Origin of the sequence: Rhodococcus sp. AD45-ID (assembly GCF_003023755.1) — a bacterium.
Lineage (GTDB): Bacteria > Actinomycetota > Actinomycetes > Mycobacteriales > Mycobacteriaceae > Rhodococcus_F > Rhodococcus_F globerula.
The window spans coordinates 45,318-62,792 of record NZ_PYHL01000001.1 but is presented as its reverse complement, the minus strand read 5'-3'; the positions used below and the strand labels follow the sequence as shown (position 1 = coordinate 62,792).

Below are 17,475 nucleotides of genomic sequence, written 5' to 3'. Positions count from 1 at the left end.
CCTACCGCCAGGTGATCGGCATGCCCAACGACGACAGCCACGCGCCGAGATCGTGACCGTGGGCGGCAATGCCGTCGATGGTGCGGGCAGCGGTCAGCATGGCCTGTTCGGACGTCTGGGCGTCGAGTATTCCGGATGCGTGCGCTTCCAGGAGTTCGTCGACGTCGAGTAGTTCGGTGCTGCGGCCGGTCTGCACAATCAGATCGAGATAGTGGTCTTCGGATCTCCATGCGTGCTCACCGCGCGTGAATGTGCCGATGTCGATGTAGTGATCCTGGTCCCGTTCGTGCCCCGGCGTGAAGTGGAAGATCGACGCTCGGATTCCGAGGTCGGGAAGTATCCACGACTCCAGGTAGTGGAATTGTGGATGGTCTGCGTGTCGGCCCATGTACAGGCCCCATGGCTCTTCGCGGTAGGTTTCGACCTGGCGAACGAAGCCCTTGGGGTCGATGTTGGTTCGGGCCTCGAGGTCGAAAGTTTCGACTTTGGGCGGGTGAATGTGAATACGTGCTTCGCTCATGTTGCATGAACCTACCGCTGCGACGAGCTTGTGCCCACGCATGATGTCGGTGGGTGCGCATACCCTGGTTTCATGGCGTTTGCTTCCGAACATCCAGTCGTCGCACATTCCGAGTTTCGTCCGGTCAGCGACATCGAGCGCTCTGACGGCCGCTTCGAGGTCGTCAGTGAATACGAGCCTGCCGGCGATCAGCCCGCTGCCATTGCCGAGCTCGAGAAACGGCTCAACGAGGGCGAGAAGGACATAGTCCTACTTGGTGCCACCGGCACCGGCAAATCTGCGACGACCGCCTGGCTGATCGAGCGCGTGCAGCGGCCGACGCTGGTGATGGCACCGAACAAGACCTTGGCTGCTCAGTTGGCCAACGAGCTTCGCGAGATGCTGCCGAACAACTCGGTTGAATACTTCGTCTCGTATTACGACTACTACCAGCCTGAGGCATATATCGCTCAGACGGACACGTATATCGAGAAAGACTCGTCGGTCAACGACGACGTCGAACGCCTGCGTCACTCCGCGACGTCGAGCCTGCTCTCGCGACGGGACGTTGTTGTGGTCGCGTCCGTGTCGTGCATCTACGGTCTCGGTACACCGCAGTCTTACCTCGATCGCTCCATCTCGCTCGAAGTGGGCGTCGAGGTTCCGCGTGATGCGTTTCTGCGCCTCCTGGTCGACGTGCAGTACAACCGCAACGATGTTGCGTTCACCCGTGGTTCGTTCCGCGTCCGGGGTGACACGGTTGAAATCATCCCGTCGTACGAGGAGTTGGCGGTTCGGATCGAGTTCTTCGGCGACGAGATCGAGGCGCTGTACTACCTTCATCCGCTCACCGGCGACATCGTCCGGAAAGTGGATACGGTTCGGATCTTCCCCGCGACCCACTATGTTGCCGGGCCCGAGCGTCTCGAGCGTGCGGTCAAGGACATCGAGGCAGAACTCGAACAACGACTCGAAGAGTTGGAGGGCAAGGGCAAACTGCTCGAGGCGCAGCGGCTACGGATGCGAACGCAGTACGACTTGGAGATGATCAAACAGGTCGGATTCTGCTCCGGAATCGAGAACTATTCACGGCACATCGACGGCCGTGGACCTGGCACCGCGCCGGCTACGCTGATCGACTACTTCCCCGAGGATTTCCTCCTGGTCATCGACGAGTCGCATGTGACCGTTCCACAGATCGGCGCCATGTACGAGGGTGACATGTCGCGTAAGCGCAACCTGGTGGAGTTCGGTTTCCGCCTGCCGTCGGCGACGGATAACCGGCCGCTGACCTGGGAAGAATTCAGTCAGCGCATCGGTCAGACCGTCTACCTGTCGGCAACGCCAGGCAAGTACGAGTTGGGGCAAGCCGGCGGTGAGTTCGTCGAGCAGGTGATTCGTCCGACAGGTCTCGTCGATCCCGAGGTGATCGTCAAGCCGACCAAGGGGCAGATCGACGACCTGGTTCACGAGATCCGGGAACGCGCGGCAAAGGACGAGCGAGTCCTTGTCACGACATTGACCAAGAAGATGTCGGAAGATCTCACCGATTATCTGCTCGAACTCGGAATTCGGGTTCGCTATCTGCACTCCGACATCGACACGTTACGTCGCGTCGAACTGCTGCGGCAGTTGCGACTGGGGGAGTACGACGTCCTGGTCGGTATCAACCTTCTGCGTGAGGGCCTCGACCTTCCCGAGGTGTCGCTGGTTGCGATTCTCGATGCCGACAAGGAGGGCTTCCTGCGGAGTTCCACCAGCCTTATCCAGACCATCGGCCGCGCTGCTCGTAACGTGTCCGGCCAGGTTCACATGTACGCGGACAAGATCACTGCCTCCATGGCGCAGGCAATCGAAGAGACCGAGCGTCGCCGTGAGAAGCAGGTCGAATACAACAAGAAGATGGGGGTTGATCCGCAGCCTCTCCGCAAGAAGATCGCCGACATCCTCGATCAGGTCTACGAGGAAGCCGAGGACACCGCTGCGTCCGTCGACATCGGTGGTTCCGGACGTAACGCGACGCGTGGCCGTCGAGCGCAGGGCGAAGCAGGCCGCGCGGTCAGTGCAGGAGTGTACGAAGGCCGCGACACCAAATCGATGCCCCGGGCAGAATTGGCAGACCTGGTCAAGGAACTCACAGATCAGATGATGAATGCCGCCCGGGACTTGCAGTTCGAGTTGGCCGGTCGTTTGCGTGACGAAATCTCGGATCTCAAGAAGGAGCTTCGAGGCATGGACGCGGCCGGTTTGAAGTAGTTCGGTGGGATGTGTGTGAATCGGGAACGCCCGCTACGGTTCACATATGGATGCACAGACTGCCGGCAAGACCGGCCGTACTCTCGAACTTCTCCATTCGCTGGCTTACTTCGTTCCGGAGACGGAAAAGGAATTGGTTGCGCTGGGGCTCGAGCCGGGCCGGATGGTGTACTTCGCGGGTCGCGCTGCGCCCTTGGGTACGCCACCCGCCACTGTCGTGACGTCGGCGTTCTACAACTTCAATCCGGAGTTGGTCGCCAGCGTGATTCCGCGCGCGTGGGACCTCGCGAAACCGTCGGAGATTGTTGCTGCGCGCTACCGCGCCATCGACGCCGCGTACGTTCGTCTCCTCGGCGAAGAGGTGACGTCGTCACAGGACATGGCTGAAGCTGCCGAGTTGGTTTCCATTGCAGCGCGGAACATCCCCGGCGTCGAGGGGCGTCCGCTGTACGCCGGTTGGGCTTCCGTCGAGTGGCCGACCGTGCCGCACCTCGCGTTCTGGCACGCACTGACTTTGCTGCGGGAGTACCGCGGTGACGGACACATCGCCGCACTGCAGACTGCCGGACTGAACGGGTTGGAAGCCTTGATCACCCACACCGCCACGGGTATCGGATTCCAGCAGAAGTTTGCTCAGAGTCGTCGCGGGTGGTCTGCCGAGCAGTGGGCGCAAGGTGTCCAGGATCTTCAGGATCGAGAGTTGCTCGATCGTAAGTCGGGAGCACTGACCGAGGACGGGCAGGAACTGCGCGACGTAGTGGAGGACTTGACGGACGATCTGGCTTTGGCGCCGTGGGACGCCTTGGGCGAATCCGGAGCAGACAGGCTTCTCGAACTGGCAGCGCCGTGGCGTGCTGCACTGACTGAACAGGACGTGTTTCCCGCAGCGCTTTTCGGTCCGCGATTCGGAAACCTGCGCTGATCCGGAATTCAGTGTAATTTTTTGATGTGACTGCAGATCACATTCACTGCGGTGTTGTGGTGTGTATGGCAATTGGCACTATCGCTGCGCTCTGCCCGCTAATGTCAGCAGCGCTGACTTTCCCGTAACCGCTGACTATCTCGTAACCATGGAGGATGAATGAGTGCCTACCGGACCGTTGTCGTAGGAACCGATGGCTCCGAGTCGTCACTGAAAGCAGTCGACCGGGCCGCAAGCATTGCAGCCGATGCCAGTGCGCAATTGATTATCGCGTGCGCGTACTACCCGGCAGACCCCAAGGACGTCAGCGCTGCGGCAGATGTACTCGGCGACGAGGCATACCAGGTCACAGGTTCGACACCTACCTACGAAATCCTCCGAACGGCTCGGGAGCGCGCACATGCGGCCGGCGCGGAGAAGGTCGTGGAACGGGCAATCGTCGGAGCGCCCGTCGAGTCGTTGCTCGCCTTGCTCGACGAGGTCGAGGGTGATCTGTTGGTCATCGGTAACCGTGGACTCAACACACTGACCGGGCGTCTACTCGGATCGGTACCGTCGGATGCTGCACGAAAGGCAACATCCGACGTTCTGATCGTTCATACCGTTCGCTGAAAGTTCTCAGCAGTACTCGGTCTCGGCCGCATCGACGATCACCGTTCCCAACCGATAGGGATCGGCACTGATCGGCGATGCGGCCGAACTGTTTTCGGTGCTCTCCACGTCTTGGAGTTGGCCTGGTCGGCTGGTGGCGCCGTTGTGCGTCACGCTGCGCAAATTCTCGATGATCATCGTTCGATCCGTGCCCACCGCCAACTGGCGGCAGATTCCGTCCCCAAGTACCTGCAGGGTGTCGTCGGTAAGCGGTGTGGTGACGCCGTCTGCAGTGATCGCGTCCCGGAACCGTTCGAGTGCCTGATGTTCGGGGGAGTCGGCAATGGCGGTGGCCGGTGCGGCGCCGTCGGCGGTATCCGACGCCGAAGACTCGGCCTGAGCGCATCCGATCAGCGTCCCGGCGCACAGGCCGATCAGCGCAGCTCCGACGACCTGTGGGCGGCGACGGAGTAGCCACTGCGGCATGCGTGCGGCGATCGGAGCGGTCACGAGAAGATTTCCTTCAGTAGAAGTGGCACGAGAGAACCTACTCGGTCGCATCACATCACGGGTGTGAATGCAGCTTCGGCGATGTTGTCGAGCACAGCCGGAAGCGATTCGATGTGAATGATGCCGAGCCGCTGTGTTGCTCGGGTCAGTGCGACGTACAGGTCATTCATGCCGCGCGGCGATTCGTCGAGAATATCCGAGGGTTCGACGATGAAAACGGTGTCGAATTCCAGGCCCTTGACGTCCTTGACGGAGAGCACACTGACAGAGTCGCCGGCGAGGCCGGACAGGTTCTTCACCGTCTCGTGCCCGGCGATCACTGCGGTCAGGCCTGTGTGAGACTCGTGCTCGATGCAGCGACGCACCGTTTCCTGGAGATTCTCCGCTGTGGTTTTCAGTGACCACGGTGCAAAACCGCTGTCTCTGACCGACCGGGGTACTGCTTGCGTGGGATCGATTTCTTCGAGCACCCGGTGTGCCACATCCATGATTTCCGACGGGGTTCGATAGTTCACGGTCAGCTGCGTGAGCTTCCACCGCTTTGCGACGTATGGTTCGAGGATTGTCTGCCATGACGACGTGCCGGCGGGATCACCCGTCTGCGCTGTGTCGCCCACCAACGTCATCCAGCGATTCGGTATGCGGCGCATCAACATTCGCCACGCCATGGCCGACAACTCCTGAGCCTCGTCGACGATTACGTGACCGTACGTCCAGGTTCGATCACCCGCGGCGCGCTCGGCAGTGGTCTGATGCTGGCCCAGGTCGTGACGCTGCGCGAGTTGACTGGCGTCGATCAGGTCGTAGGCCATCAGGATTTCGGGGTCCATCTCGTCTTCGAGATCCTGCGGCGCCGACCCTGTCAGAATATCGAGAGCGCCCTGTGCGTCGGCAATCTGAGCGCGCCATTGTCGTTGTGCCCGTTCGCGTTCCGCGGCGTCGTCAACGCCGAGAATCTCGGCCAGCTCGTCGAGTAGCGGTGCGTCGGCAGCACTGAATCCGGGGCCGACACTCTGCAACAATTCCGAGCGCTGGTTGTCGTCCAATTGTGGAGCGGCTTTTTCCAGTCGTCTCGGTGACGTCCAGAGTTCGGCGAGAATCTGTTGCGGCGACAACTCGGGCCATAGTGAGCCGATTGCGGACATGATGTCGGCGTCTTCGCGCATTTCGTCACGGATGTCGGCGATGTCGTCTCGACTCAGGAGCGAACCGCCGTCCACCAGATTTCCGCCGATGATCTCGGCCATCTGTAGAGCCAGCGCTTCGATGACCGCTGATACGAAGATCGGCCTGGCCAAGTTGTGCGGCCGGCGGGACGAGCGGGCACGGCCACGGGCCTTGGTGACTGTCTTTCGATCCAGTTTCAGGTCGTAAGTGTCGAATCGGAGAACAATCGGCGATGACGGTACTTCCTGGCGATCACGGACAGCGTTCTTGAGTACGTCGAGGATGTCGAGTGAACCCTTGATCTCACCGGCCGCAAGCGAATCGATTCGTGTTGCGCGCACTCCGGGATACAGGTCGCCGATGGTGGAGAGTAGAACGCCGGTTTCACCAAGTGACGGGAGTACCTGACTGATGTAGTCGAGGAATGTTGCGTTGGGGCCGATGATGAGTACTCCGGCCTTCGCCAATTGCTGGCGATAGGTGTAGAGCAGGAACGCCGCACGGTGGAGCGCCACAGCGGTTTTGCCGGTACCGGGGCCACCCTGAACCACGAGCACACTCTTGTGTTCGGATCGGATGATCGAATCCTGCTCGGTCTGGATGGTTTCGACGATGTCGTTCATCTGGCCGGTGCGGGCAGCGTTCAATGCGTCGAGTAGCGCGCTCTCGCCGGCTACGCCACCGGCTTCGGTGACAACGCCGGCAGCGCGAGCTGCGTCGAGGTCGAGGTATTCGTCGTTGATTCCGGTGACCGCGCGGCTACGGCTACGGATGTGGCGTCGACGCTTCACGCCCTCAGGCGCCGCTGGTGTCGCGAGGTAGAACGGGCGGGCCATCGGGGCGCGCCAGTCGAGGAGGAGCGTCTCGTAGTCGTTCTCGGTGTCGAGAATTCCCAGGCGGCCGACGTAGCGATGTTCGTCGTCGAAATCGATTCTGCCGAAGCACAGTCCATTTTCGGCTGCGTCGTACTTGGCTAGATCCTCGGTGTACATCGCGTTGAACGATTCGCGTTCACTGCGTGCCTGCGGGGTTCCACCGCTTTCCAGCAAGACGGTGCTCAGGCGCGATTTGGCATGCTTTCGGAGCTCGTCGAGACGGGAATACAGCATCGTCACGTACTGCTGCTCGAGCTGTTGCTCGGTGTGTGACGGGTCCGCGTCGGGCAAGGGTTCTCCTAGGCTTGGTGAAAGAAGTTCGAGCACCGCAAAAGTGCCAAGACAGTCTAGTTCGCTTAGGTGAATGGGGTGTATCCAACGAGGTCAGGCCACCCGAGGGTGGCCTGACCGGACGTGTGATTGTGTCAGTGCGTCAATTCGTCGCGCTTCTCGCGGGCCTTCGCCAGGGCGATTTCGGCGCGTTTACGAGCTCGCTTGCCGAAGACCTCGGACTGCTCGGATGCAGTCTCCGCCCATTCGTTGCTTTTCTCGAGCGCAAGTTCTGCAAACTCGGCGCTGCGCTTGCCGGCCAACTCCGCCAGTTCGGACCCACGCTCGCGGGCCGTTTCTGCCAGTTCCGCCCCGCGCTTCTGGGCAACCTCGAGAATCTCGGGGCCTCGTTCCTTGGCGATCTCGAGCAATTCGGCACCGTGAACCTTCGCAGCTTCGGCTAGCTCGGTCCCACGCTCCGAAGCAACGGCGAGTGCATGCTCGAGACGTTCGCCTGTGTGATCGTCGTGGTTCGCGGCTGCCAAGGGCAGCGTCGCCGCGATCGAGGCCTGCGCCTTCCTGGCGACGCGGCGACCGCGCCAGCCGAGTGACGGTTTGCCCTCGGTGTCGACGGCGGCGATCATCAGGCCGCCGAGCAGACTGACGTTCTTGATGAAGTTGGTGCGTTGCATCGCACGAAGCGTGGGGTCCGACTCGTTCCAGAAATCATGGCCTGCAACTGTGGTGGGGATCAGGCTTCCCGCCAGTGCCAACGACGCGATGCGTGGAGCCTTTCCGCTTGCCAGCAATGCCCCGCCGCCGATCTGGATTACCGCGTTGAGCTTGATCAGTGTCTCTGGATCTGCGGGCAATTTTTGTGTCACCGCGCCGGGGAGTGTTTCCACTGATTTGTCGATCAGCGGAGTTGCTTTTGCCGCACGTTGCGCAGGATTACGGAGCGCATCGATCCCCCCGGCAATGAAAATGGTGGAAAGAAGTGGACGAGCAATTCGACGTACCAGCATGTTCCAAGCCTCCCGATGTAGGTCCTTTCCACACTAGCGATCAGAACGAAACCTGGGACAGGTTACGTTTTGCCGGCCGCTGGGGGAAGACTGCAAAAGCCGCGTCCATCAGCGAAGAATTAACCGAAACTCGGCTGCGACACACCTTGGGACGACGGCGTGGGAGGTTTGACGATGGATCGCAACGTCGACGTAGTGGTGGTCGGTGGTGGCCCAGCAGGTATGACCGTGGCTGGTGATCTTGCGCGGCTGGGGCGCTCGGTGGCTGTAGTGGAGAAGTGGCCGACGATCAACCCGTCCAGTCGGGCGTTTGCAACGATGGCGCGAACACTGGAGTTGCTCGACGCGCGTGGACTCGCCGACCAGCTACTTGCGACGAGCACGACCACCCCGGGGATCAACCTTTTCAAGGGTGCAAAGCTGGACCTCACCCACCTGAGATCTCGCTACCGGTTCGCCATGATTACTCCGCAGACCAACGTCGACCAAGCCCTCGCGCTCTATGCCAAGGACCAGGGAGCAGACATTCACCGTGGTATCGCGCTTGTCGATCTCGTTCAGGACGACACCGGAGTCACCCTCACTGCTCGCCCCAAAGACGATGACAACTCTTCGTCCACGATGACGTGGCGCGCCAAATACGTCGTTGGGACGGACGGCGCACACAGTACGGTTCGCGGTCTGGTCGGGATGGATTTCCCCGGGAAATCCGTGCTGTCGTCAGTGGTGTTGGCTGACGTGAAACTGACCGCCGGACCGCACGACGGTGGCCTCACGCTGGGGGACACTCCACGTGAGTTCGGGTTCCTTGCGCCCTACGGGAAGGAGGACAGTAGCGGCGCTTGGTATCGCTCGATGACCTGGGATCGACAGCGTCAGGTTCCCGATAGCGATCCGGTGGGAGAGGCCGAGATCGTGGATTCATTGAACCGGGCCATGGGGCGCGATGTGGGCGTCGTCGAAGTTGGCTGGCATTCGCGTTTCCATTGCGACGAGCGTCAGGTTCGCGACTATCGCAGCGGCAGGGTGTTTTTGGTGGGGGACGCCGCGCATGTGCACTCGCCGATGGGCGCACAAGGAATGAACACCGGAATTCAAGATGGAGTGAACCTGGCCTGGAAACTCGCCGCCGTACTGGCAGGTGCCGACGATTCGGTCCTGGACACCTATCACCGCGAGCGGCACCCGGTCGGGAAGCAAGTGCTGCGGCGATCGGGGCTGATGATGCGCGCCGTCACCTTGCATCCGCGCCCAGTCAGGCTCATGCGCGATCGCCTTGCTGCGCATATTCTGTCGATCCCGAAGGTGCGTGACCTCGTCGCCGGCAGTTTTGCAGGCACTGAGCTACGTTATCCCCCGCCGGACGGACAGAGTGATCTGGTCGGGACTCGTGCGACGGAAGTGCCGCTACACGAAGGGCGACTCACGGAACTGCAGCGCCTGCCGGGTTTTGTGCTCATCCGCGAGCGCGCGAACACCTCGACGATGCAGAAACCGGGACCAGATCTTCTCGTCCAAGCGCAACGCGTGGACGACGGACCGTCGCTTCTGGTACGGCCTGACGGTTACGTAGCGTGGGCAGGGAGTTCTACTTCTCGAGAGGGAGAAGAGGGTTGGCCGGCAGCGCTGTCGCGGTGGACCGGAGCGCGATAGTTATCGCCGCGATCCCCAGCGATTGGGGTCGCTCTCCAACGAGGCTCTGTCCCAGCGCCCCGAATCGGCGGCAGCAGCGTAGGTGGTCTGTAGAAACGCAAGCAGTGTCGCGTCCGGGTCGGTGGCCGTCCGGACTGCTTCGTAAGGCAGAAGAAACTGACCGAAATCGTTGCTGTAGAACGCTGCCGACGGTTCGACTCGATAGTCCTCGAACGCCGCAGGTGCGGGGTACGAGTACGAGTAGAACGCGCCTTCCTCGCCGCCGCCGGGCCAGAAGCCGCAGCTGCTCAATTCGTGAGAGTAACCTTCCACCATCACCCAGTCGCCACAGTTGGGGGCTCCCCCTGGATGTGGTGGCGCAGTGCGTCCGGAGAATCGAGTGCAGGCGAGGTCCATTGCGCCCCAGAAGAAGTGGACCGGAGATACCTTTCCGATGAATCCCGCGCGGAACGACGCGATGACGCGGTTCGCCTGAACGAGTTGACGCCAGAACAAGTGGACGGCTTCGGCATGGTAGGAGCAGTGGACGTGATCGTCGGCAAACGGAAGCGCCGGCTCGACTTCATTCGGTGTTGGCTGAATTGCCACTGAAATGCCCAGGGCGCGTAGTGCTTCCATCGTGCGTGCATAGAACGTCGATACCGATTGAGGTTCGAGTGGAATCTCGTGTGACTCCCCAGAACTGGTGCGGATGCGTAGTTGGTGTTCGCAGAAATCGAACTCGATATCGAAAATGCGGTCGCCGTAGGGGATGGACGATGTGGTCAAACCTCGCGGAGTGACGTACAGCGTGACCTGCCACCAGTGGTTGACCAGTGGTGAACATGCGAGTCGGATCTTTCCCACGATCTGCACCCACATGTGCAGGGTGTCGCGCGTGTCGGTCCAGTCGTTCACACGCAGTGCTGGCCAATCCGCCGGCGTGTTGGATGTTGTCATTTGACGTCCTCCGCACTCGATCGGCAATCGGGCCTACTTCGGAGTCTGGCACGGGTGGGTTCGACATGCACGCAACCGATGACGTGACATAGCTCCGCTGAAATCTATTGGTACGTACCTATAGATGACGAATGTGGATCGCAAATTTGGCATTGAGCTGCATATTTCAATTCAGACCGAAAATTCTTTGGTACGCACCTTGACTTGTGAACTGGCTCACGCTTATATCTAAACCTGAACTTAGATTTATATCTGACGCGAAATGACTGCGTCCTGGCTGCCGGCTCGGATTGTCGGTGTGCCACAACCGCTTGCCCTGTTTCATCCCGTCCACCAACTGTCCTGGAGAACGAATGAAGAACAAGCTCAAGGTCCTCGGTCCGACGCTAGTGATCGCACTTGCCATCGCCGGCTGCTCCTCGAAGGCGACCGACAATGCCGACTCGGGAGAATCGGGCGGCGTGAAGGCAGGCGTCGGCGTGACGTCCGATGCCATCACCCTCGGTGCGCTGGTCCCTCTCAGTGGACCGATCGGCGGTCTTGGCCAGGACGGGGTTGCAGGCATCCAACTGTGGTTCGACAAGGTCAATGCCGGCGGTGGAGTCTGCGATCGTGAATTGCGGATCGAATCGCGTGACAACAAGTACAACTCGCAGGAGACGATGACGCAGTACACGTCGCTGCGGACGGATATCGCGGGAATTGTCAATCTGTCGCCGGGAACTGACGCGGTGACGCTCGGGCCCAAGCTCGCTCAGGACGGACTCGCCGTATTGGCAGGTTCGTACGATCCGGTGCTCCTGACCGTGCCGCAGGCCTTCATGCCGGGGGCGCCGTACGACGTCGAAGCTGTCAACGGTGTTGCCTACCTCGTGGAGAAAGGGATCCTCAAGGAGGGCGACACGATCGGTGTCATCGCGTATCCCAACGGCATCGGTGTAGCGGTGACAAACGGGGTGGCCGGTGCAGCGCAACAGTTCGGTCTGAAGGTGGAGAGCACAAAGATCGACAGCACGGCTACCGACGCGACCGCGCAGGTCAACACTTTGCGCCAGGCGGGTGCCAAGGCGATAGTCATGGGCACCGCGAGCGCACAAACCGTTTCGGCTGCTGCTGTCGCGAAGGCCGGCGGATACGACGTCGTGATTCAAGCCACCAACTTGCTGTCAAGTGGCGACCTGGCGGGGCCGGCCCGTGATGCGCTTGTCGATCACGTTGTCCTGACCTCGAACAGTGCACCGTTCAGTTCTGATGCGGCGCCGGTCCAGGAACTTCTCGCCGCCTGGGAGGCCAAGTACGGCGACCGCGCGGCAACCGCACCTGCTGCCGCCGGGTATCTGATGGCGCAACTGCTCGAAAAGGGCCTGAACCAGGCGTGTGAGGACAAGGATCTGACTCCGCAGGGCATCACCACAGCCATGAGCAAAGTGGGAGTAATCGACACCGACGGTCTCGCTGTCGACCTCGATTTCTCCAACCCAGGAACGGCGCCGTCGCTGGAGTCGTTCATTCTCGTGCCGGATCCGAATGCCAAGGGTGGAACCGTGATTGCGCAGACTCCCACCGCCAGCGCCGCTGCAGTGAAGTACGCCGCCGACAAGAGCTACACCAAGTGAGTGTAGGACGAGGAGGGCCACGATGATCGAAGTCGATTCCCTTGCAGTTAGTTACGGTTCTGCGAAGGTATTCCACGACGTGAACCTGCGCGTCGACGAGGGACAGATCGTTGCGCTGATCGGGAATAACGGTGCGGGTAAAACGACACTCCTGCGGGCACTCTCGGGAATTCTCGGTGCCCAAGGCGGACAGGTGGTCGCCGGGACGGTGCGCGGCGAGGGTCTGGACCTCGATCGGAGCAATGCAGACAAGATCGTTCGACACGGCATCGTTCAGGTGCCTGAGGGGCGTCGAATCTTCGCGCAGCTGACGGTCCAGGAGAACCTCATGGCCGGCGCGTTGTCGGTGCGTTCGCGGTCCCGCGTGGCGGCCAGCCTGCGCCGGGTCCGCGAACTGTTTCCGATCCTCGTAGAGAGGGCCGGCCAAACCGCCGGCCTGCTGTCCGGTGGAGAGCAGCAGATGCTCGCAATCGGACGGGCGCTGATGAGTGAGCCGAAGGTATTACTGATGGATGAGCCGTCGTTGGGTCTGGCTCCTCTCGTCGCTCGGCAGATCATGGACACGATTACACAGGTGAATGCGGACGGGACGAGTGTCCTACTGGTTGAACAGAATACGAGGCTTGCACTCTCCGTCGCGCACCATGCGTACGTCCTCAACGGCGGTACCATGGCCGCGCAGGGGCCGGCCGCAGACCTGATCGATTCCGACATGCTCCTCGAGCTCACACTGGGTAAGACCACCGCCCACGGTTCCGCCGTGCTGACCAAGGCAGGGGGCCGGGGTGATGAGTGAAGTAGACGGAAACCTTCTCACGGCCGAGGGACTCACGGTTCGGTTCGGCGGCGTTCTTGCACTCGATGATGTCTCGTTTGCCATCCGGCGGGGCACGATTCATTCGTTGATCGGGCCGAACGGGGCCGGGAAATCGACGTGTTTCAACGCACTCACTGCGCTGTATCCCCTGGCGTCGGGCATGGTTCGTTTCGGTGACGTGCGGCTAGATACAGTGCCACAGCACCAGATCATCACCCACGGAATTGCCCGTACGTTCCAGAATCTGGTGCTCCCGCCGCATCTGACAGTGGCGGACACACTTCGTGTCGGTCGCCACCACCGCACGCGCACTGGGATGTTCGCCGCTGCGCTTGCTCTCCCGTCAGCGCGTCGTGAGAGGACTGAGGACGACGAAGTCGTTCGCACGATGGCGGAGGCGCTGGGAATCGAGAAGTACCTCGACCAGTCCGTGGGTCCGTTGCCCTACGGCATCCGAAAGAAGGTGGAGATCGCCCGCGCTTTGTGTGCGCAGCCGTCGCTGCTGTTACTCGACGAGCCTGTTGCCGGAATGAACGATGCCGAATCGTGGGCCCTGGGTGAGCAGATACTGGAATGCCGCGATCGCTTCGATCTGACCGTGCTTCTCGTCGAGCACGACATGGACTTGGTTCTCGGTCTCTCCGACCACATCACCGTATTGCAGTCCGGCAGGGTAATTGCCGACGCCGCACCTGAAGTGGTGCAACGAGATCCCGCTGTCATCGCCGCATACCTCGGTAGTGAGGCGCCGTTCGAAGTCGAGAGGACTTCTCGTGGATAGTTTCTTGAATGCCTTGGCCGGTGGGGTCTCACTCGGCGCGCTGTATGCCGTGATGGCCCTAGGATTCGTGGTCATCTACCGAGCCACCGGGATCCTCAATTTCGCCCACGGCGGGTTCCTGCTCTCCGGCGTTTTCGTGGCGGCACTCGTCAGCGAATCGCATGGATATCTGGTCGGTGTCCTAGCCGGGTTGGCGGTGGGAGCGCTGGTCGCGATCGTCACCGACGTCGTTTTCATTCGTCAATCACGAACACAGGACCACGTAACTCTGACGATTCTTACTCTCGGCGTGAATTTGCTGATCGTCACCGAAGTCAGCCGTCGTCTCGGAGCGGAAACGTGGCCACTGAATGATCCGGTCGGGGATCGCATCGTCGAGTTCGGGATGATTACGATGCCTGCGTCCCGGCTCATTGCGCTCGGCGTTGCGGTAGCTGCGATCGCGGTGTTTCTGCTCTTGTTCCGCTTTACCAACTGGGGGCTGGCAATGCGGGTGAGCAACCAGGATGCGGAGGTTGCCAAGTTGATGGGCGTGCGTTTGTCGCGTGTCTCGTGGACGAGCTGGGCGATTGGTGGTGCACTGGCCGTTCTCGCAGGGTTGTTCCTTGCGTCCTTCCCGGCTGCAGGTGTTGCACCGTCCTTGGCGGACACAGCATTTCGCGCTTTCCCGGCTGCCGTTATCGGCGGTCTGGGATCGGTCACCGGCGCGCTGGTCGGCGGATTGATGCTCGGCCTGACGGAGGCGTTTGCGGCAACCTACGAGAGTTCTTTGGGCGGGTGGGCGCACAACCTTTCGGGTATCAGCGCCTGGATTCTTCTGCTGGTCGTCCTGCTGGTGCGTTCCGAGGGGCTGTTCAGCACAAAGCAGGTGGCCCGTGTCTAGAGGACGTTTCCTCGTGGTGGGTCTTGTGGTCGCACTGGTCATCGCGCCGTACTTCGTCGGCGAGTTCTGGTTGCAACTAGGCGGTTTGGCGATGGCGGCAGCGATCGCTGCGATGGGTTTGGCGATGCTCGTGGGCGTGGCGGGGCAGATTTCGTTGGCGCATGCGGTCTTCGTCGGTATCGGCGCCTACGGGTACGTCACATTGGCGAGCCCACCCGGTGACAATGTCTGGGGCTTGGGTTTGCCGCCTGCGGTCGCAGCCGTCGGGGCAGTGCTCACCGCGGGGATCGGGGGCCTGCTGCTCAGCCCGTTGTCGAGTCGGGTAACCGGACTCTATCTGGCGGTCGTCACCATCGGGCTTGTGTTCATCTGGGTTCACTTTCTCAACGAGGTCGAACAATTGAGCGGTGGCTACATCGGCAGAGCTGTCCCGGAATTCGAGATCCTCGGCGTGAATTTCGGTGACAGCGAACCGTGGAATGTGCTCGGTGTGCCCTTCGGCGCGGTGGAGAAACTGTGGTTGCTCGGAATCGCACTCGTAGCAGTTGCGTACATTGCGGCTCGCAGAATTGTTCAGGCCAGGCCCGGCCTGGCTCTGTCCATGGTGCGTGAGAGCGAAGTGGCGGCCTCGGCGATGGGTGTCAACGTAGGCCGGAACAAGGCTGCGGCATTCTTCGTCGCCTCCGTATACGCCGGTATTGCGGGTGTCCTTCTTGCAGTGACGATTCAGTTCATCACTCCACAGGCGTTCGGGTTCCTGCTGTCGACCGATTACCTGGTCATCATCATCATCGGTGGTCTCGGCAGCATGCGCGGCGCCATTGCCGGCGCGGTGTTCGTCACCGCACTGCCGCGGGTGCTCGGGCAGTTCGCCGGCAACATTCCCTTTCTCGTGCCAGTAGGACAAGGCGGCATCGACGCAAACGTCATGAGCGTTTTTGTCTACTGCGGTCTACTGATTCTCGTGATCATGTTTGCCCGCGGTGGGCTCGATCGAGTTCTCGGATGGCTGCTCGGACCGACGCACCGCGCGGGCTCCAGACCCGGGCCGAAGCAAGAACTCGCGCCGCCGCCTGAGCCTGACCCGACGCCCGAACCACACCAGGAGAAGGAGACCGTCTGATGTACACCTGGCTGCATGTCCTTGACTGGCGTGCCACATCCGATCCGGACGCGCTGGCCGTGAGCGACGATCGGGAGCAGTTGACCTACCGACAGTTTCGAGCCCGCGTCGAGCGCACTGCTGCGCAGTGGTGGGCACGCGGCATTCGGCCGGACGACGTTGTGGCGGTGATCGCACGCAACAGCGCCGAATTTCTGGTTCAGACATTGGGTCTCATGAGACTCGGAGCGCTGCCGTTGCTCGTGAACTGGCGAATGACTGCGCACGAAATCGATCGTTTGCTCGATACTGCCACGCCCGCAGGTATTTTCGTCGACCAGGCCTATCAGTCCGTCATGGAGAACCGAGACGATCTCGTCCGTGTGGTTTCAGGAGCGAAGAGTGAGGGCTGGACGGGAGCGGATTGCTGCGGCGAACCACCGGCGCCGTATCCACGGGATCGGTTGCGTGCCGATCAGGCGGCGTTCCTCATGCACAGTAGTGGAACCACCGGTCTGCCCAAGATCATCCCGCTCGATCACGGCGCCCTCATCCGGGGGCTCGCGGGGTTCGCGATCGACATCGGCGACCAGCAGCGAGGCAGTCGCCACCTGGTGATGATGCCGCTGTTCCACCTCGCAGGGTTCGCCCAGGCGATGCAGTGCTTCCTCACCGGAGGAACGCTCTTCATTCACGACGGTGTCGACATCGACCGCGTCATCGACGTGATCGGGCGCGAGCGGATCAACTTCTTCACCGCCGCCCCGACTATCGTCGAGATGCTCGTTGACACGATGGAGCGGACCACACAGGACGCAGATCTGTCGAGCCTGCTCGAAGTGCAGTACGGCGCTGCCCCGATCGAATCGGAGCTGCTCGAGAGGGCGCTTCGTGTGATCTGCCGACGGTTCCGACAAATCTACGGCAGCACCGAACTCCAGGGTTTCCTGTCGGTCCTGCGACCGGAGGATCATGTCCCGGGGAGCGCTCGGCTCGCTACCGCGGGCCAGATCTCGCAGGGATGGGAGGCGCGGATCGTCGATCCCGCCGGGAACGCGCAACCGACGGGCGCACCCGGCGAGTTGTGGGTTCGTAGCGAGAATGTCATCCGCGAGTACTGGCGAAATCCCGTCGAGACCGAAGCAGCCTTCACCAGTGACGGCTGGTACCGGACGGGCGACATGGCAGTGCTCGACGAGGACAACTTCCTCCGGATCGTCGGACGTTCGAAAGACATGATCATCAGCGGCGGCGAGAACGTGTACCCCGCCGAAATCGAGCGGGCACTGCTCGACCACCCGGCAGTTGTCGACGTCGCAGTCGTTGCACGGCCGCATCCGAAGTGGGGTGAGACCCCGGTGGCGTTCGTCGTGTGCGCAGCGGGTGTCGTCCCGGATGTCGGCGAACTGGACAGCCATTGCCGAGAACGGCTGGCGGGGTTCAAGTGTCCGTCCTCGATCGAACACATCACAGAGTTGCCGCGCAATGCTCTGGGCAAGGTGCGCAAAGTCGAACTGCGCGAGCGCCTGGTAGCCGGTTCCGCCTGAACGGCCCTTCAGCTGCGCGTAC

15 protein-coding genes are annotated in these 17,475 nt (G+C 61.4%); 10 read left to right on the top strand and 5 right to left on the bottom strand.

Annotated elements, in window-relative coordinates; genetic code table 11:
* Position 1: 1 nt before the first annotated feature.
* Positions 2–520, bottom strand: coding sequence for a DUF402 domain-containing protein (locus C7T36_RS00290; RefSeq protein ID WP_045071025.1), 519 nt, complete (start codon positions 518–520; stop codon positions 2–4).
* 72 nt (positions 521–592) lie between these two features.
* Here C7T36_RS00290 and uvrB point away from each other — a divergent pair, with 72 nt between their 5' ends.
* The 3 genes from uvrB to C7T36_RS00275 all read left to right on the top strand — a co-directional run bounded on the left by uvrB (position 593) and on the right by C7T36_RS00275 (position 4,289).
* Positions 593–2,755: an excinuclease ABC subunit UvrB gene (gene uvrB / locus C7T36_RS00285; RefSeq protein ID WP_033230821.1), complete on the top strand. Its 2,163-nt coding sequence runs from the start codon at positions 593–595 to the stop codon at positions 2,753–2,755.
* A 46-nt stretch (positions 2,756–2,801) separates the two neighbouring features.
* A complete protein-coding gene (locus C7T36_RS00280; RefSeq protein ID WP_045070036.1) occupies positions 2,802–3,677 on the top strand; it encodes a hypothetical protein in 876 nt (291 codons plus the stop codon).
* Between the two features lie 159 nt (positions 3,678–3,836).
* Positions 3,837–4,289: a universal stress protein gene (locus tag C7T36_RS00275; protein WP_033230819.1), complete on the top strand. Its 453-nt coding sequence runs from the start codon at positions 3,837–3,839 to the stop codon at positions 4,287–4,289.
* 6 nt (positions 4,290–4,295) lie between these two features.
* Here C7T36_RS00275 and C7T36_RS00270 read toward each other — a convergent pair whose 3' ends face one another.
* The 3 genes from C7T36_RS00270 to C7T36_RS00260 all read right to left on the bottom strand — a co-directional run bounded on the left by C7T36_RS00270 (position 4,296) and on the right by C7T36_RS00260 (position 8,115).
* Positions 4,296–4,778, bottom strand: coding sequence for a hypothetical protein (locus C7T36_RS00270; RefSeq protein WP_052683615.1), 483 nt, complete (start codon positions 4,776–4,778; stop codon positions 4,296–4,298).
* Positions 4,779–4,828: 50 nt separating this feature from the next.
* Positions 4,829–7,111 carry a 3'-5' exonuclease gene (locus C7T36_RS00265; protein WP_045070031.1) on the bottom strand — a complete coding sequence of 761 codons (2,283 nt, stop codon included), beginning with the start codon at positions 7,109–7,111 and terminating at the stop codon, positions 4,829–4,831.
* Between the two features lie 134 nt (positions 7,112–7,245).
* Positions 7,246–8,115 carry a DoxX family protein gene (locus C7T36_RS00260; protein ID WP_045070028.1) on the bottom strand — a complete coding sequence of 290 codons (870 nt, stop codon included), beginning with the start codon at positions 8,113–8,115 and terminating at the stop codon, positions 7,246–7,248.
* Between the two features lie 174 nt (positions 8,116–8,289).
* Between C7T36_RS00260 and C7T36_RS00255 the strand changes: the two genes are divergently transcribed.
* Positions 8,290–9,768 (top strand): FAD-dependent monooxygenase, encoded by a 1,479-nt coding sequence (locus C7T36_RS00255; RefSeq protein ID WP_045070026.1) that lies wholly within the window; start codon positions 8,290–8,292, stop codon positions 9,766–9,768.
* Here C7T36_RS00255 and C7T36_RS00250 read toward each other — a convergent pair whose 3' ends face one another.
* Positions 9,769–10,707, bottom strand: a complete 939-nt coding sequence (locus C7T36_RS00250; protein WP_045070023.1) for a DUF5996 family protein — start codon at positions 10,705–10,707, stop codon at positions 9,769–9,771. It abuts the gene before it with no gap.
* A 353-nt stretch (positions 10,708–11,060) separates the two neighbouring features.
* Here C7T36_RS00250 and C7T36_RS00245 point away from each other — a divergent pair, with 353 nt between their 5' ends.
* Genes C7T36_RS00245 through C7T36_RS00220 form a run of 6 tightly spaced genes read left to right on the top strand, consistent with a single transcriptional unit; the run spans position 11,061 to position 17,453 of the window.
* Positions 11,061–12,323, top strand: a complete 1,263-nt coding sequence (locus C7T36_RS00245; protein ID WP_045070021.1) for an ABC transporter substrate-binding protein — start codon at positions 11,061–11,063, stop codon at positions 12,321–12,323.
* Positions 12,324–12,345: 22 nt separating this feature from the next.
* Positions 12,346–13,119 carry an ABC transporter ATP-binding protein gene (locus C7T36_RS00240; RefSeq protein WP_033230813.1) on the top strand — a complete coding sequence of 258 codons (774 nt, stop codon included), beginning with the start codon at positions 12,346–12,348 and terminating at the stop codon, positions 13,117–13,119.
* The gene (locus C7T36_RS00235; protein WP_033230812.1) at positions 13,112–13,921 is read left to right on the top strand and encodes an ABC transporter ATP-binding protein; all 810 of its coding nucleotides are present in this window, start codon (positions 13,112–13,114) and stop codon (positions 13,919–13,921) included. Before C7T36_RS00240 ends, C7T36_RS00235 begins: the two co-directional genes overlap by 8 nt.
* Positions 13,914–14,804 (top strand): branched-chain amino acid ABC transporter permease, encoded by an 891-nt coding sequence (locus C7T36_RS00230; RefSeq protein WP_033230811.1) that lies wholly within the window; start codon positions 13,914–13,916, stop codon positions 14,802–14,804. The genes C7T36_RS00235 and C7T36_RS00230 overlap by 8 nt, the downstream gene beginning before the upstream one ends.
* Positions 14,797–15,927: a branched-chain amino acid ABC transporter permease gene (locus C7T36_RS00225; protein WP_045070018.1), complete on the top strand. Its 1,131-nt coding sequence runs from the start codon at positions 14,797–14,799 to the stop codon at positions 15,925–15,927. Before C7T36_RS00230 ends, C7T36_RS00225 begins: the two co-directional genes overlap by 8 nt.
* Complete coding sequence (locus tag C7T36_RS00220) at positions 15,927–17,453, top strand: class I adenylate-forming enzyme family protein (protein ID WP_045070016.1); 1,527 nt, start codon at positions 15,927–15,929, stop codon at positions 17,451–17,453. The genes C7T36_RS00225 and C7T36_RS00220 overlap by 1 nt, the downstream gene beginning before the upstream one ends.
* Positions 17,454–17,475: the final 22 nt, after the last annotated feature.

Excerpts from the sequence above, each read along its gene's own strand:
- C7T36_RS00290 (WP_045071025.1), bottom strand. The coding sequence starts at position 520 with ATGAGCGAAGCACGTATTCACATTCACCCGCCCAAAGTCGAAACTTTC.
- uvrB (WP_033230821.1), top strand. The coding sequence starts at position 593 with ATGGCGTTTGCTTCCGAACATCCAGTCGTCGCACATTCCGAGTTTCGT.
- C7T36_RS00280 (WP_045070036.1), top strand. The coding sequence starts at position 2,802 with ATGGATGCACAGACTGCCGGCAAGACCGGCCGTACTCTCGAACTTCTC.
- C7T36_RS00275 (WP_033230819.1), top strand. The coding sequence starts at position 3,837 with ATGAGTGCCTACCGGACCGTTGTCGTAGGAACCGATGGCTCCGAGTCG.
- C7T36_RS00260 (WP_045070028.1), bottom strand. The coding sequence starts at position 8,115 with ATGCTGGTACGTCGAATTGCTCGTCCACTTCTTTCCACCATTTTCATT.
- C7T36_RS00255 (WP_045070026.1), top strand. The coding sequence starts at position 8,290 with ATGGATCGCAACGTCGACGTAGTGGTGGTCGGTGGTGGCCCAGCAGGT.
- C7T36_RS00250 (WP_045070023.1), bottom strand. The coding sequence starts at position 10,707 with ATGACAACATCCAACACGCCGGCGGATTGGCCAGCACTGCGTGTGAAC.
- C7T36_RS00245 (WP_045070021.1), top strand. The coding sequence starts at position 11,061 with ATGAAGAACAAGCTCAAGGTCCTCGGTCCGACGCTAGTGATCGCACTT.
- C7T36_RS00240 (WP_033230813.1), top strand. The coding sequence starts at position 12,346 with ATGATCGAAGTCGATTCCCTTGCAGTTAGTTACGGTTCTGCGAAGGTA.
- C7T36_RS00235 (WP_033230812.1), top strand. The coding sequence starts at position 13,112 with ATGAGTGAAGTAGACGGAAACCTTCTCACGGCCGAGGGACTCACGGTT.
- C7T36_RS00220 (WP_045070016.1), top strand. The coding sequence starts at position 15,927 with ATGTACACCTGGCTGCATGTCCTTGACTGGCGTGCCACATCCGATCCG.